The sequence below is a fragment of the Flavobacterium sp. genome, assembly GCF_031423415.1.
In the GTDB taxonomy this organism is placed as follows: Bacteria; Bacteroidota; Bacteroidia; order Flavobacteriales; family Flavobacteriaceae; genus Flavobacterium.
Genome location: NZ_JANPFL010000031.1, coordinates 1 through 15,258, shown reverse-complemented (window position 1 = coordinate 15,258; position 15,258 = coordinate 1). Strand labels below are relative to the sequence as shown.

Here is a 15,258-nt window from a genome sequence, read left to right as displayed (position 1 = left end):
CAATTTTAAGCTCCGATTCAACCAAATCAAGGAACAAATTGTTTTTTGGCTTAATTATTTGTTCAACTTCTATCCTGAAAATAATATTCCTATTTTTGTGGAAATTAAAAATAGCTCTTTTTAAGGGTTGACTATTTAGACCCTATCAAATCATGAAAGAATTGTTTCAGGCAACCCATTTCTTTTTAAAAAGAAATGAGGTGCATACAACAGAGCACTTATCAATAGCTTCCTTGGGTTTATGGTGGACATTTTGGATTATTGATTGGTTTGTTGGACGATTTGTTTTTAAATACTCCTTGAAAGCCGAAACAATTGATGAATTGACTAGGAGTACAATTGGTCAAATAATCTCCAATACTATTGGAATAGTATTAGCAATAATTACGATAAATATCATTACGGATTATAGCAAACTGGAACCATTAATGCATAAAGTAAAAATAACAGAATAAAATTTATTGATATGAAAAAAACCCAGCTGTAAGAGATATCGTGTTTTCGAACCCTTCTATAATAAGCAAAACAGGCTTAAACATTCTTGAATTGTGGCCCTACAGCAGGATTTTTTTGATTTTTACCCAATTTGAGGTTTTTTTCATAAACAGCCACTTGTACCTTAACTAAAGGCATTGCTTTTTTCATTTGCTCTAAAGCAAATTGCACTCTTTGATTAGTATTTGAAATATCTTTCATATATGTAAATATTGATTTTTAAGCGGTCATATATGGTATCGCCTTTTTATTGTTTGCAACAAACTCTTTGTTTAGTGGCGATTTCATAATCACAAATTTAGAAAAAAATTAAATAGTACAAATGGACGATAAAAATAAAAACAGCCTCTTAACTTATTGTAGTTTTTCACTCAAATACTGAAACTTTGCATCCTCTGTATCAACATTAGATAGAAAACCAGCCCATTTATTGATAAAATCAATTGGGGCATTTTTATTTGGTTTTAAATCCTGCTTTGGAAATATAATGATTTCGACTTCTCTATCGACTAATTGTTGATTGAAAGGCAATTGTATTGTTCCTTTTTTAGAAATCCTGGTTTCAAATCGATACGCTTGCATAATACTTTTTTTCAAAGATATAAAAAATAAAAATAGGTTTTGAATTTTTACATTTTAGTGGGCTGTAAACATTCTTTCAGGTCTAGAAGTTTAGAAAAAGTTGATTTTCCAGACCCATTACACCCTGCTATAATAAGCAAAACAGGCTTAGAAATTCTTAAATTGTGGAGCTACATTAGGCTTTTTTTGGTTTTTACCCAATTTGAGGTTTTTTTCATAAACAGCAACTTGTTCCTTAACTGTAGGCATTGCTTTTTTCATTTGCTCTAAAGCAAATGCTATTCTTTGGTTAGTATTTGAAATATCTTTCATAATGACAAATCTACAAAAAAATCAAATAGTACACATAGAGTAAGAAAATAAAAAAAAACGGCTTTATTTATTGTCGTTATTGACTCTACAGAATCAGTTGCATCATTTTTAATAATATTATAATTATTTATATATTTGTTTGACAATCGCTAACCCGTTGTACGAAGTCCGAAGGGAAGTCAGTTGGTGATTGCCACTACCCAACTGAAATTAACAAAAGCTGGCAATAAAATGAAAGAATAATTAAAAAATTATAATTATGAAAACAATTCTAAAAACGGTTCTATTATTAGTACTAGTTACCACTATGGGATGTTCACAAAACGAAACCATTCCAATTGATGAATCCAACAAATTAATAGGTCATTGGATCAATCCTGTTTACACCGAAACACAGATTCAGCTAACGAGAGCCAGTTCACTGAAATCGGATGAGTATGGAATGTCATTTTTAGCAGAAAGTCAATGTGTAGAGAGAAGTTCTGGCTGGTGTGGCACTCCACCATTAGTTTTTTCTGATTTTAAAGGCAGTTGGACAAGAACAGACTCCATTTTAATTGTTACCATCAATAACGGAATTGGACTGCAAGATATAAAATGGAAAATAAAAACGCTCGATGACAAAACTTTAATCATGGAAAGGATGTGAAAGATTCCTTTCCCGTGCTAATCGATTTAGGTGAAAAACCGAATATTCTGCTGTCGTTTACTAGCAAAATTTCGCACTAAAAACATACCAACATAGTCTTTATTTTTCAGCACTTTCATACAAATTATGAATTGTTAAAATAATAACTCCAAAAACTATTGCTAAAATAATAAGGACAATGTTTACTATTCCTTCGGTATTGAAGGATAGTTTTATCAAAATAGTTGAAATTATAAACCCAGAATTTCTAATTACACTATTGAATTTATCGGAATGTAAAAAAGAAAATAAGAGTAAAAGGACATCGACAAGTATTAATATTGTGAAAAAATCATCAAAAAATACTTTATTGATGTCTTTAATATCTGTCACAATTTTAGTCACAGAAAAGAAACTTTCATACAACCAATGTCCCAGACTATAAACAGACAATGCTAAAAAAACAGGAACTAACAAAGTGGCAATTGTCTTTTTTAAAGAAATAAATTTTATAAGATCTGGTTTAATGATTTCAGTTTCAATTAGACTGCCGCTTTTGATACCCCTATAGAAAATATAGATTAAATAAAACATCAAAAGTATAGCGACCAGATCAAAAGTGAATAAAATATCGCTTTTTATTGAAAACCAGTTCGTCGAAAATTCTAAATTGGATAAATCTTTAAAAATTCTTCGTATCACAATTAATGAAATTATTTCATATTGTTTTCCGATGTATATTGAGGTCGATTTGGGCAAATAATAGAGCAACAAATAAACTTCATAAATCAGGATAAATGAAAATGGCGTATAAATAGCAGATATAGGATTACTCAATAATTTTGAATGATCACTAATCGATAGTACATTAAGATCTGCCAAACCTATCAGTACCAAATGCAGAAGAAAACTCGTAATCGCAACATAGATTATGATTTTTTCGCTTCTTTCCTTTACTTTTTCAGACAAAAAATAATTATACAGATAGTTTACCATTTTGTTGGGAGTATATAATTTTGTTTAATAAAAATAAAACAACATTAAACAGTTGTAAATTAAAATTAATTAGTAAATTTACACAAATTAGTTAATCAAATTGATTAACAACTGTTAAGAAAATATTTAAATAAAAAAATTACTTATGTTTACAAAATTCAAAAAATCAGAACTTTTTATTTTACTCGTCGTTATTTGCTTAATTTTTATTTCTGAATATATTTATTTAGTCCAAAAAAATTTTGAAAGAGCCGTATTTATCGGTCTTTGGCCACCAACAATTGTGGGGTTATTGATTTTCTTTAATCTAAAATTAAAAAAATAGATGGAAAATTTAGATATATTAATATTCACGGGCCTCGTTATAATTTGCTTTATCAGCTTTTTCGTTTCAACTTTTAGAGCTTTTGATGAGCTAGCTGCAAAAAAAGATTATGTGTCCGAGAAAAGAGGAATTATTTCTCGATTTTTAGCTTATTTAGAAAGTTTGGTTTCTGACTAAAAACGCAGCTGTGTTAAGTCTCCCGGCTTCGTACCCACTATGATCAAACACGCGATCTTCAGCAACTTATCTTTTGATTTGTTTTTGTTGCATAGTAGAATAGCTAAAGTCAGGAGACTTCGTAGAGCAAAGACACACTTTAAACAAGTAAAAATAATTATGAATAGACTTGTTATACTACTTCTGACTTTTTTACTTTTCGGTATTAATTGCAATGCACAGAAAGCGCACAGCCCAAAAATGGAGAAAGTTTTTTTGGATGAAAAAGACACAACAAAAAACTGTTACACCCTACTCTATCCGCCTAAACTTCCTTATGCAGGATATCTTTTTCTAATACCAGGTTTTGGTGAAACAGCAGAAGATGTTTTACAACAAACCGACTTACCTAACAAATTAGCCTTACATGGTATTTTGACCATTATTCCCACTTTTCAAGACGGAGTTTTGTCTTTTGGTGTAGACAGTTCAAGCCAACAAACTTTTGACAGAATTCTTAAAGATGTAACTGCTAAACACCAACTTATTGACAAAAAATTTTATGTTGGTGGATTTTCAATTGGGGGAAGTTGTGCGATTAAATATGCCGAAAACGCAGCAATTAAACCAACAGCAGTTTTTGCGGTTGACCCACCACTCGACTTTGAACGGTTTTATAATTCCGCAAAAAGAGATATTCGACTTTCCAATGACAACGAAGCCAATCCAGAAAATAGGTATATGATTGACAGACTTGAAAAAGAAACGGGCGGAAATCCTGCTACACATTTAGCGGCGTATTATTCAATTTCACCTTATTCATTTTCTGATACGACACAAACCGAAATTAAAAAACTATCCAATATTCCTTTGCGAATTTATACAATACCTGACATCAATTGGTGGTTGACAGAGCGTGGAGCCGACTTTACGAGTATGAATGCAACCGAATGTTCAGCAATGATTAATGAACTTAATAGACTTGGAAATCAAAATGCAGTATTACTAACAACTCAAAATAAAGGGTACAGAAAACCGGACAATAGAAGACATCCACATTCTTGGAGTATCGTGGATAATGACGAATTAGTACAATGGTTACTAAAACAAAAATAACGGGCTGTTCAAGGTTGGAAGACTTAGTGAAGCAACCGAAAAATTTATTAACTTCGTAAACAAAAATATAAATCATGGATAATAAAAAAGGAATAAACTGGTTTTTTGCCTTTATCGCATTTACTTTAGGTTTGACATTATTCAAACACAGCGATTTTAAAACTTTCACGTTGAAAGACCCGATTTTAGATGTTCTTTATCTAATTGTATTTGTACTTTCTATTTATTTTATGCTCAATGGAAATAACCAGCCTGAAAAGTAATCCCGTGTGCGAAGTGGAAGACTAAATATGTGAATCATACAACTTATTGCCAAAATTATATAACAATCCTTCTTAGTATTTAACTCAACTTTGAGCAGTTGCAAAAAATCATTTGCAAAGCTAAATCTAGAAAAGATGAGTCACCAAAAAATTCAAAGTGTGTATTGATGCCTGCAACGATTGTGCAGCCGAATGCGAACATTGTGCGACCGCTTGTTTAAACGAACCCGATGCTACCCTGCAATCTAGGTGTATTGCACTCAATCGTTTTTGTGCAGATATGTGCCGAATGGCAGTCGCTTTTATGTCACGGTCAGACGAACACACCATCAATTTTGTAAATAAGTTTCGTGCCTTATGTGCAGAGATTTGTACCGCTTGCGCTGACAAATGTGGAAAACATACCCACTTGGAACATTGTATAAAATGTGCAGAAGCTTGTCGTAAATGTGCTGCGGACTGCAACCAGATGAGCAAATCAAACAACTTGCAATCTGAACACGTGGATTTCTTCCCAAGTAAAGCAAACTAATACTGTTTGTGATTTCAAATTAGCGCGAACGTTCCTTTTTTGCCTCAATAGTACATTACAAAAATAACGCTCAAATTTTTTCCATTAAAGCAAAGTTTCGAAAATCAGAAGATTGAAAAAACCATTAAAATTTAAAACCCTTCAAGAATTTAAAACCTTGACGGGTTTTATGCATTTGTTCAATTGCTAATTACTCCATTTCGCCACCTCAAAAAACGTGGGTAATCAACTCCTGAATTTGTAACCACGTCAAAATACCATTACAACTTTGGCAACTTATTTTACAACTTATTTGTACGCTTATTCAAAAAGCTACTTTCTTAAAATTTTCATTATCAAAAAGTTAAAAAAAATATCTTTCAATTTAAAAAATAAAAATTTTAATTAGATTTGTTTATAAATTAATGCAATTATTGAAATATCAATAAAGCGAATTCAAATAGATGCGAATTCAAAAGCATAATTAACTATAAATAAATGTTTAACGTTTGAACATAAAACTTTTTATTATGAAAAATTATATTTTTATTACGCTGTTTTCATCGATTATTTGCTTTGCCCAAGCACCAACTATACAATGGCAAAAATCTTTAGGCGGTACTGAATTTGATGTTGCAAATGCTGCGGTAGCAACCTCTGACGGCGGAATCGTTTTTGCAGGAGAAACCAATTCAGCATATGGAGATACCGGAGCAAATAATAATGGTAGATTTAACTTTTGGGTTGTAAAAATGAATGCTTCTGGCGTTATTCAATGGCAAAGATCATTAGGAGGAACTAAAAATGACAAGGCCTACAGCATTGCAGAAACAAGTGATTTAGGCTTCATTGTAGCCGGATTTACAAGTTCAAATGACAATGATGTGTCGCTAAATAAAGGAAATAGTGATTACTGGATTGTTAAATTAAGCGCGTCTGGAGTTATCGAATGGCAAAAAACATACGGAGGTTCAGGATCCGAAGAGGCAAATAAGATCAAGCAAACGCAAGATGGTGGCTATATTATTGCTGGAGTAACAAATTCAACAGATGGAGATATAACAACTGCAAAAGGAAATCAAGATTTCTGGATTGTAAAATTGAATGCTGATGGAGACTTAATTTGGCAAAAAATAGTGGGCGGCTCTCAAAATGACCAACCAATGGATCTTTTGGTTACTAATGACGGCGGGTGTATAGTCAGCGGTAGAACCGATTCTACAAATGGTGATGTAATAAAAACATCAGTAGGGTATTGTGGATGGATTGTCAAATTAAATACTAGCGGAGCTATTGAATGGCAAAAATGTTATGAAAATGGAGTAATGGCAATGCAATATATTCCGAGTTTGAATGAATATATAATGATTGGATATGGAGAAGGACTTGGAGGTGATTCTTGGATTGCTAAAATAAACAACGCTGGTACCATTATTTGGCAAACTTCTTATGGTGGCTCTGGTTATGAACTTGGTAGAGCAGTTGCATTGACAACTGATGGAGGTTTTTTAACTTGTGGCGTAACCTATTCAACTGATGGAGATGTGACCAATTATAAAGGAAGTGGCGATTTTTGGCTAGTAAAATTTGATAAAAATGGAAAATTAATATGGCAAAAAACTATGGGAGGATCTGGTGGAGATATTCCTTATGCTATGACTTTATCATCTTTAGGAGAAGTTATTTTAGTCGGCACGACTACTTCGATCGACGGAGATGTAACCCAAACAAAAGGCAAATCGGATGCTTGGATTGTAAAACTAGTATCAGAAACTTTACAAAACAACAACTTTAATATGGATTATTTTACATTGCATCCAAATCCAGTTTCTGATTTTCTACATCTTACTTTGCCTAATTCAAATCAAGAAAAGGAAATTGTTATAACAGATATAAATGGTAAAATTATAACTCAAAAAAAGCAAAATACCAATATCATTTCGGTTGAAAATCTATCCCGAGGAACTTACATTATTCAAATCAAAACGGACGCTCAAAGCTATATAAATAAATTTTTAAAAAAGTAGCATTTAATATACAAACGTTCCTTGTTAGCGCTAGTTTTTGTAGTAGTTAACACAACCAAAAGTATCTTAACAGCGTCTGATAAATAGATGCAAAGTTTTGGACACCAATTTCACAATTCCTAAATCTACTTTACTTATATTTGCCCTTTCAAAAAATACTTTATGGAATCTGTTTTAGAAAATATATTACCAGTAGCCAAACCAAAATGGTTGCGAGTAAAACTTCCGATAGGTCAAAAATATACTGAACTTCGTGGTTTAGTGGATAAATACAAGCTAAACACCATTTGCACTTCCGGAAGTTGTCCGAATATGGGTGAATGCTGGGGTGAAGGAACGGCGACGTTTATGATTTTGGGAAATATTTGTACGCGTTCTTGTGGATTTTGCGGCGTAAAAACCGGAAGACCTGAAACCGTGGATTGGGATGAACCGGAGAAAGTAGCGCGTTCGATAAAAATAATGAACATCAAACACGCTGTAATTACGAGCGTGGATCGAGATGATTTGAAAGATGGTGGTTCTATTATTTGGATAGAAACAATAAAAGCCATTCGAAGAATGAATCCAAATACGACTTTGGAAACTCTAATTCCGGATTTTCAAGGAATCGAAAGAAATATAGACCGCATCGTCGAAGCGAATCCAGAAGTAGTGTCACACAACGTAGAAACTGTTCGCAGATTAACCCGTGAAGTAAGAATTCAAGCCAAATACGACCGAAGTCTGGAAGTTTTGAAATACTTGAAAGAACAAGGAATCAACAGAACCAAATCAGGAATTATGTTGGGTCTTGGTGAAACCGAAGAGGAAGTTCTCCAAACGATGCAAGATTTATACAATGCTAAAGTAGACATCGTGACCATTGGTCAATACTTACAACCAAGTAAAAAACATCTGCCAGTCAAAGAATTTATAACGCCGGAACAATTTGCCAAATATGAAACTTTTGGTTTGGAACTGGGCTTTCGCCACGTGGAAAGTGGACCATTGGTTCGTTCTTCTTATAAAGCACAAAAGCATATTCTTTAAAAGAGTGTTCAGTAATCAGTATTTAATGACTCAAAAAACAAGAATTGCCATAAACGGTTTTGGACGCATTGGGCGAAATTTATTTCGTTTGCTTCTCAACCATCCTTCCATTGAAGTTGTTGCAATTAACGACATCGCCGACACCAGAACGATGGCGCATTTGATTAAATACGACAGCATTCACGGAGTTTTACCTTTCAAAGTTTCTCACGATGAAAAAGGAATTATTGTCGAAGGAAAACATTTTTTGTTTTTCAACGAGAAAAAAATTTCAAACCTAGATTGGAAATCAGCAAATATTGATATTGTTGTTGAATCGACTGGAAAATATAGAACTTTCGACGAAATCAACGCTCATATTTTGGCTGGAGCCAAAAAAGTAATTCTCTCTGCTCCTTCTGAAGTTGAAGAAATAAAAACAGTAGTTTTGGGTGTCAACGACCACATTTTGGATGGAACCGAAACTATTATTTCCAATGCCAGTTGCACGACTAATAATGCCGCTCCGATGATAAAAATAATCAACGAACTTTGTGGCATCGAACAAGCGTACATCACCACTATTCATTCATACACAACTGACCAAAGTCTTCACGATCAGCCGCACAAAGATTTGCGTCGCGCTCGTGGTGCAAGCCAGTCAATAGTTCCTACAACAACTGGTGCAGCCAAAGCATTGACCAAAATTTTTCCCGAATTTGAAGGTAAAATTGGAGGTTGCGGTATTCGCGTTCCCGTACCAGATGGTTCATTAACTGACATTACTTTTAATGTAAAACGTGCTGTGACAATCGAGGAAATAAATGCAACTTTTAAATTGGCTTCCCAAATGAATTTAAAAGGCATCTTGGATTACACAGAAGATCCAATAGTTTCTGTAGATATTATTGGCAACAGGAATTCCTGTTTGTTTGATGCCCAACTGACTTCAGTTATTGATAAAATGGTAAAAGTCGTGGGATGGTATGATAATGAAATCGGTTATTCCTCTCGAATTATTGATTTAATCATTTTAATCAATCCTAATATTTTAAAATCAATTCCTTAATCAAACTTCTAACATTGGGTTCTGCTTTTTTGGCTGCTTCTAGAACTTCATCATGCGAAACAGATTCTATATTTTCCTCGTTGCCCATATCGGTTATTACAGATAATCCAAAGCATTCCATATCCATATGACGAGCCACAATAACTTCCGGAACGGTTGACATTCCTACACAATCAGCTCCCAGAATTTTCACCATTTTATATTCGGCTAACGTTTCAAAAGTTGGTCCTTGAAGTCCAAGATAAATACCATCTTGAACTTTAATTTTAAGTTTTTTGGCAATAGCTTTTGCCATAGAAATCATATTATTAGAAAAAGGCTCACTCATATTTAAAAAGCGAGGACCAAAACGTTCGTCATTTTTGCCACGCAACGGATGTTCTGGCATCATATTGATTTGATCTTTCAAAATGACAATTGAACCTACTTCATAATTAGGATTTACGCCGCCAGATGCATTAGAAACTACTAATTTTTCGACTCCTAAATATTTCATTACACGAACCGGAAAAGTCACTTCTTTCATAGAATACCCTTCATAAAAATGAAATCGACCTTGCATCGCAACGACTTTTTTGTCGCCAATCGTTCCAAAAACCAAAGCTCCCTTGTGTCCTTGCACTGTAGAAACTGGAAAATTTCGAATTTCGCTATACGGCAAAGTAAATTCGATTTGAATATCATCAGTAAAACTACCCAATCCTGAGCCTAGAATCACACCATATTCAGGAGTGAAATTGGTTTTTTCTTTTATAAAACTAACGGTTTCTTGTACTTGTTCCCACATAATTTGTAATGGTTTTATCAAAATTTTCTCCAGCAGAAAGAAATGAACTTCGTATGGGCAAATAGAACAATTTCTCTTTAGGAATTGAATCTTTTAATCTCACGAAATCTTTTTCGGTGGTAATGATTATCTTGTTTTGTGATTTATTTTTAATAGCATTAATATCGTTTTCTGTAAAATGATGGTGGTCAGGATAAAGCAACTTTTCATCATTTTTGTTTTGCAAATATCCAAAAAAAGGCTCAGGTTTTGCAATTCCTGCTAAAAGTAATTTATCAACAGTCTTGACTTCGCTCACTTTCATCGAAGTGTTTTCTGAATAAACAGAATCATCAAAATCAATAAAGGAGAAATATAAATGTTGATTGACATCCAATTTTAATTTGGTTTTTATTTTCTCGTGTTCGTTAAGCGAAAGAGTCGCAGGACATTTTGTAACAATAACTACATTTGCTCTTTTGGCTCCACTTCTACTCTCTCTCAGATTTCCTGTTGGCAACATAAAATCATCTGAATACAAGTCGCCGTAAGAAGTTAGCAAAATATAAAGTCCTGCTTTTACTTTCCTATGTTGGAAAGCATCGTCCAGCAAAATAACTTCCGGCTTTTCTGGTTGCGAAAGCAATTTTTCAATACCGTTTTTTCTATCAGTATCCACTGCGACTTGAATGTCTTTGAATTTTGTATAAAACTGGAAAGGTTCGTCGCCAAGAATTGCAACATTCGAACTGGAATCAGCCAAAACATAACCTTCTGACTGTCTTTTATAACCTCGACTTAACGTTGCAACCTTAAATTTTGGCGAAAGCAACCGAATTAAATATTCAATCTGAGGAGTTTTTCCGGTGCCGCCTACACTTAGATTTCCAACCGCAATAATTGGAATATCAAAAGAATAGGATTTAAAAATAGCTTTGTCAAAAAGAAAATTCCGAATACTGGTAATGAATCCATACAAAATGGCGAAAGGAAAGAGGATTTTTCGGAGTAAATTCATAATACGAAAGTATACTATTTTATCATTATAAAAAAGTTGAGTTATTAATTCCTAACTTTGTTTATTCGAAAAAATAAAAAATGAAGATCAAAGAAATAATTTCCGTACTCGAAGAAATGGCGCCACTCGCTTATGCCGAGGATTTTGACAATGTGGGTTTATTGGTTGGAAATCAAGATTGGGAAGGAACTGGAGTTTTGGTTTGTCACGATGCTTTGGAAAGTGTGATTGACGAAGCAATTGCTAAAAAATGCAATTTGGTTGTTTGTTTTCATCCTATTTTGTTCTCTGGATTGAAGAAAATCACGGGCAAAAACTATGTAGAAAGAGCCGTTATAAAAGCGATAAAAAATGACATTGCGATCTATGCCGTTCACACTGCATTGGACAACCATCAAGAGGGCGTGAATAAAATATTTGCTAATGCACTTGGATTGACAAAAACAAAAATCCTGATTCCAAAGCCAAATTTCATTCGGAAATTAGTAACGTATACCATTCCAGAAAATGCAGACAAACTCCGAAACGCTTTATTTGATAGTGGTGCGGGAAATATTGGCAATTACGAAAATTGCAGTTTCAATTCGAAAGGAATAGGAACTTATATGGGCAATGAACATAGCAATCCCGAAATTGGCGAACGGTTTGAATTTATGGAAACTGAGGAAATCAAAATCGAAGTGACTTTCGAAAAACATTTGGAAAACAAAATTCTAAATGCGCTTTTCAAAAATCACGTTTATGAAGAAGTGGCTTATGAAATTTATGATTTACAGAACAAAAATCAGAATATTGGATTGGGTATGATTGGCGAATTGCCCGTTCAAATGGATGAAAAAGATTTTCTACAGTTCGTCAAAGACAAAATGCAGGCTAATGGAATAAGGCACAGTGCATTTTTAGGCAAGCCAATAAAAAAAGTTGCCGTGCTTGGAGGTTCTGGAAGTTTTGCCATAAAAAATGTGATTCAAGCTGGCGCAGATATTTTTTTGACAGCAGATTTAAAGTATCATCAATTTTATGAAGCTGAAAATCAGTTAATTTTGGCTGATATTGGACATTTTGAAAGCGAACGTTACACAAAAAATTATATTGTTGATTTTCTTAGGAAAAAAATCCTTAATTTTGCAATCGTTTTATCAGAAGAAAATACAAATCCAGTTAAGTACTTATAGACAATAGAATATGGCGACTACTAAAGAATTGAGTGTTGAAGACAAATTAAGAGCAATTTACGATTTACAATTGATTGACTCTAGAATTGACGAAATTAGAAACGTGAGAGGTGAACTTCCTCTTGAAGTAGAAGATTTAGAAGATGAAGTTGCAGGATTGAGCACACGTTCAGAGAAATTGAAAAAAGATCTTGAAACTATTGAAGACCTTATCAAAATTAAGAAAAACTCAATTGATGAGCACAAAGAGGCTATCAAAAGATACACCAAACAACAAGATTCTGTTCGAAACAATAGAGAATTCAACTCTTTGACTAAAGAAGTTGAGTTTCAAGAATTAGAAATTCAATTGGCCGAGAAGCAAATCAAAGAAATGAAAGCTTCTATAGAACACAAGAAAGAAATCATTGCTCAGTCAAAAGAGAGATTAGAAACTAAATCAAATCACTTAAAACATAAAAAAACAGAGTTAGACGACATTATGTCTGAAACTGCCAAAGAGGAAGCTTTTTTATCGAATAAATCGTCTGAATATAGAGATTTAATCGAAGCTAGACTTTTAGCAGCTTATGATAGAATTCGTTTTAGCGTTCGCAACGGATTGGCCGTTGTTTCAATCGAAAGAGGAGCATCTGCTGGGTCATTCTTTACGATTCCGCCTCAAACTCAAGTAGAGATTGCTGCAAGAAAAAAAATCATTACTGATGAACATTCAGGAAGGATTTTAGTTGACAGCGTTTTGGCTGAGGAAGAAAAAGTAAAAATGGAACAGCTCTTTACTAAATTCTAAAAAATATGTAAGTCCCGATACCAATCGGGACTTTTTTTATGCTATATTTAGTCCGCAATGCGGACTTTTATTTTTAATACCTTTTGCTTGAAATTCGAAATTCTATGAAAAAGATATTTTATTTTTTGCTGACTAAATCGATTGGCTCCTATATAAATATAGTGAGTTTTATAGCACCAAAAAAAGCGACTCAAATGGCACACGGTTATTTTAGTGAACCTAGAAAAGGCAAATTCACTTTTGAAAACCTTCCTAAAACACTTGAAGATGCGCAATCAGAAACAATATATCATAATGAAGATGTCATTCAAACCTACATTTGGAAAGGAAATGATACTGTTATATTATTAATTCACGGATGGGAAAGCAATTCGTCAAGATGGAAAAAAATGTTGCCTTATTTAAAAAAATCTGGAAGCACAATTATCGCCATAGATGGACCAGCCCAAGGATTGTCTAGCGGAAAAGAATTTACTGTTCCCAAATATGCCGAATTTATTGATATTGCTGCCAAAAAATACCAACCCAGCTATATCATTGGTCATTCTATGGGAGGTCAAGCCAGTTTGTATTATCAATACAAATACCAAAATCCCAGTATTCAAAAAATGGTGATTCTAGGTGCTCCAAGCGATTTTACTATTATTTTAAAAAATTTCACCACATTACTAAGTATAAATAACAAAGTTACCGTAGCATTAAAAAACAAATACACTCAATTTTTGAATCAGCAATTAGATTTATTTAGCTCGAAAGAATTTGTCTCAAAAATCAATGTAAAAGGATTATTGGCGCACGACATAGATGACAACGTGGTATTATTTGACGAAGGAGAAAAAATAGCGGACTCCTGGAAAGATGTTATTTTTATAGCAACAAAAGGTTTGGGACACAAACTTCACGATGATGATTTGTATAGAAAAGTAGCTAAGTTTTTGTTTGAAACGGAATAGCTTTTTTCAAAAATCACAAACAGAATAATTGATTACTTTTGCATTATGGAAGAAAATCTAAAGCGGCTTAATAAATTCATAGGAGAAACAGGGTATTGCTCTCGTCGTGAAGCAGATAAATTTATTGAAGAAGGTCGGGTAACAATCAACGGAGTTGTTCCTGAATTGGGAACAAAAGTTTCACCAGACGATGAAGTGCGCATTGACGGAAAGTTAATCCGTGAAAAAAGAGATAAACCGATTTATTTGGCTTTCAATAAACCTGTGGGAATTGAATGCACCACCAATTTGGAAGTTCGCCATAATATTGTGGATTATATCAATTATCCTACTCGTATTTTCCCTATTGGACGATTAGACAAAGCTAGTGAAGGCTTAATTTTTATGACCAATGATGGCGATATTGTCAATAAAATACTTCGTGCGAGAAACAACCACGAAAAAGAATATACGGTAACAGTTAATAAACTGATAACGGATCGTTTTATTGATAAAATGAGTAATGGAGTTCCTATTTTGGAAACGGTTACTCGAAAATGTAAGGTTGAAAAAATTAGTTCAACTACTTTTAAAATCATATTGACCCAAGGTTTAAACCGCCAAATTCGTAGAATGTGCGAGTATTTGGGTTATGAAGTTACGGCTCTGAAACGCATTCGAATTATCAATATTTCATTGGATGTTCCAGTGGGAAGATTTCGTGATTTAACCGATGCAGAAATCAAAGAATTAAACGAATTAATTGAACCTTCAAGCAAAACCGAAGAAGCCAGCTTGCCAAAACAAGAACCTGCCAAACGAAGGACCGAATTCATCAAAAGAGACGATCCGAGATTTAAGAAAAGAGGGGGTTATTAAAAAGCTTAGTAATTATTACAAAATCAAAACCCAAGACGTTAGCCTTGGGTTTTGATATATTATTTTTTATTTAGTCATTCCTTAAAAATGAATTAACAATTTGATTGTTAATAACTTGTGATTAAATTCAGTTGAAAACAGTACTTTTAAATCGCCAAAAAGTGTATATTTCGGTATAAAAAAGTGGCAATATGTTAGGCAAAATAA

At 33.4% G+C, this 15,258-nt stretch carries 18 protein-coding genes and 1 pseudogene; 13 read left to right on the top strand and 6 right to left on the bottom strand.

Going from position 1 to position 15,258, the window contains the following annotated elements; genetic code table 11:
- Positions 1–143: 143 nt before the first annotated feature.
- Positions 144–455: pseudogene (locus RMO83_RS03550) on the top strand (DUF4328 domain-containing protein); the annotation flags it as partial.
- A gap of 76 nt (positions 456–531) precedes the next feature.
- Here RMO83_RS03550 and RMO83_RS03545 read toward each other — a convergent pair.
- The 3 genes from RMO83_RS03545 to RMO83_RS03535 all read right to left on the bottom strand — a co-directional run bounded on the left by RMO83_RS03545 (position 532) and on the right by RMO83_RS03535 (position 1,389).
- Complete coding sequence (locus RMO83_RS03545; protein ID WP_310558301.1) at positions 532–696, bottom strand: hypothetical protein; 165 nt, start codon at positions 694–696, stop codon at positions 532–534.
- 153 nt (positions 697–849) lie between these two features.
- On the bottom strand, positions 850–1,077 hold the full coding sequence (locus RMO83_RS03540; protein WP_310558300.1) for a hypothetical protein: 228 nt from the start codon (positions 1,075–1,077) through the stop codon (positions 850–852).
- 147 nt (positions 1,078–1,224) lie between these two features.
- Positions 1,225–1,389 (bottom strand): hypothetical protein, encoded by a 165-nt coding sequence (locus tag RMO83_RS03535; RefSeq protein ID WP_310558299.1) that lies wholly within the window; start codon positions 1,387–1,389, stop codon positions 1,225–1,227.
- Between the two features lie 259 nt (positions 1,390–1,648).
- Here RMO83_RS03535 and RMO83_RS03530 point away from each other — a divergent pair, with 259 nt between their 5' ends.
- A complete protein-coding gene (locus tag RMO83_RS03530; RefSeq protein WP_310558298.1) occupies positions 1,649–2,038 on the top strand; it encodes a hypothetical protein in 390 nt (129 codons plus the stop codon).
- Between the two features lie 99 nt (positions 2,039–2,137).
- Here RMO83_RS03530 and RMO83_RS03525 read toward each other — a convergent pair whose 3' ends face one another.
- Positions 2,138–3,013, bottom strand: a complete 876-nt coding sequence (locus tag RMO83_RS03525; protein ID WP_310558297.1) for a hypothetical protein — start codon at positions 3,011–3,013, stop codon at positions 2,138–2,140.
- Positions 3,014–3,338: 325 nt separating this feature from the next.
- Between RMO83_RS03525 and RMO83_RS03520 the strand changes: the two genes are divergently transcribed.
- The 7 genes from RMO83_RS03520 to gap all read left to right on the top strand — a co-directional run bounded on the left by RMO83_RS03520 (position 3,339) and on the right by gap (position 9,491).
- Positions 3,339–3,515 carry a hypothetical protein gene (locus RMO83_RS03520; protein ID WP_310558296.1) on the top strand — a complete coding sequence of 59 codons (177 nt, stop codon included), beginning with the start codon at positions 3,339–3,341 and terminating at the stop codon, positions 3,513–3,515.
- A 240-nt stretch (positions 3,516–3,755) separates the two neighbouring features.
- Positions 3,756–4,610 carry an alpha/beta hydrolase gene (locus RMO83_RS03515; RefSeq protein WP_310558295.1) on the top strand — a complete coding sequence of 285 codons (855 nt, stop codon included), beginning with the start codon at positions 3,756–3,758 and terminating at the stop codon, positions 4,608–4,610.
- Positions 4,611–4,684: 74 nt separating this feature from the next.
- Positions 4,685–4,873 (top strand): hypothetical protein, encoded by a 189-nt coding sequence (locus RMO83_RS03510; RefSeq protein ID WP_310558294.1) that lies wholly within the window; start codon positions 4,685–4,687, stop codon positions 4,871–4,873.
- 157 nt (positions 4,874–5,030) lie between these two features.
- Positions 5,031–5,405, top strand: coding sequence for a four-helix bundle copper-binding protein (locus RMO83_RS03505; protein WP_310558293.1), 375 nt, complete (start codon positions 5,031–5,033; stop codon positions 5,403–5,405).
- Between the two features lie 509 nt (positions 5,406–5,914).
- Positions 5,915–7,411, top strand: a complete 1,497-nt coding sequence (locus RMO83_RS03500; protein ID WP_310558292.1) for a T9SS type A sorting domain-containing protein — start codon at positions 5,915–5,917, stop codon at positions 7,409–7,411.
- A 162-nt stretch (positions 7,412–7,573) separates the two neighbouring features.
- Positions 7,574–8,443, top strand: a complete 870-nt coding sequence (gene lipA / locus RMO83_RS03495) for a lipoyl synthase (RefSeq protein ID WP_310558291.1) — start codon at positions 7,574–7,576, stop codon at positions 8,441–8,443.
- A 25-nt stretch (positions 8,444–8,468) separates the two neighbouring features.
- On the top strand, positions 8,469–9,491 hold the full coding sequence (gene gap, locus RMO83_RS03490; RefSeq protein ID WP_310558290.1) for a type I glyceraldehyde-3-phosphate dehydrogenase: 1,023 nt from the start codon (positions 8,469–8,471) through the stop codon (positions 9,489–9,491).
- Here gap and RMO83_RS03485 read toward each other — a convergent pair.
- Together RMO83_RS03485 and lpxK are read right to left on the bottom strand one after the other, a co-directional pair.
- Positions 9,466–10,278, bottom strand: a complete 813-nt coding sequence (locus RMO83_RS03485) for a purine-nucleoside phosphorylase (RefSeq protein ID WP_310558289.1) — start codon at positions 10,276–10,278, stop codon at positions 9,466–9,468. The genes gap and RMO83_RS03485 overlap by 26 nt on opposite strands.
- On the bottom strand, positions 10,250–11,275 hold the full coding sequence (gene lpxK, locus RMO83_RS03480; protein ID WP_310558288.1) for a tetraacyldisaccharide 4'-kinase: 1,026 nt from the start codon (positions 11,273–11,275) through the stop codon (positions 10,250–10,252). Before lpxK ends, RMO83_RS03485 begins: the two co-directional genes overlap by 29 nt.
- A gap of 80 nt (positions 11,276–11,355) precedes the next feature.
- Here lpxK and RMO83_RS03475 point away from each other — a divergent pair, with 80 nt between their 5' ends.
- From RMO83_RS03475 to rluF, 4 genes are all read left to right on the top strand, one after another.
- Positions 11,356–12,450: a Nif3-like dinuclear metal center hexameric protein gene (locus tag RMO83_RS03475; RefSeq protein ID WP_310558287.1), complete on the top strand. Its 1,095-nt coding sequence runs from the start codon at positions 11,356–11,358 to the stop codon at positions 12,448–12,450.
- A gap of 10 nt (positions 12,451–12,460) precedes the next feature.
- A complete protein-coding gene (locus RMO83_RS03470) occupies positions 12,461–13,240 on the top strand; it encodes a C4-type zinc ribbon domain-containing protein (RefSeq protein ID WP_310558286.1) in 780 nt (259 codons plus the stop codon).
- A gap of 104 nt (positions 13,241–13,344) precedes the next feature.
- Positions 13,345–14,193, top strand: coding sequence for an alpha/beta hydrolase (locus tag RMO83_RS03465; RefSeq protein WP_310558285.1), 849 nt, complete (start codon positions 13,345–13,347; stop codon positions 14,191–14,193).
- A gap of 45 nt (positions 14,194–14,238) precedes the next feature.
- Positions 14,239–15,051: a 23S rRNA pseudouridine(2604) synthase RluF gene (rluF, locus tag RMO83_RS03460; RefSeq protein ID WP_310558284.1), complete on the top strand. Its 813-nt coding sequence runs from the start codon at positions 14,239–14,241 to the stop codon at positions 15,049–15,051.
- The last annotated feature ends 207 nt before the right edge of the window (positions 15,052–15,258 follow it).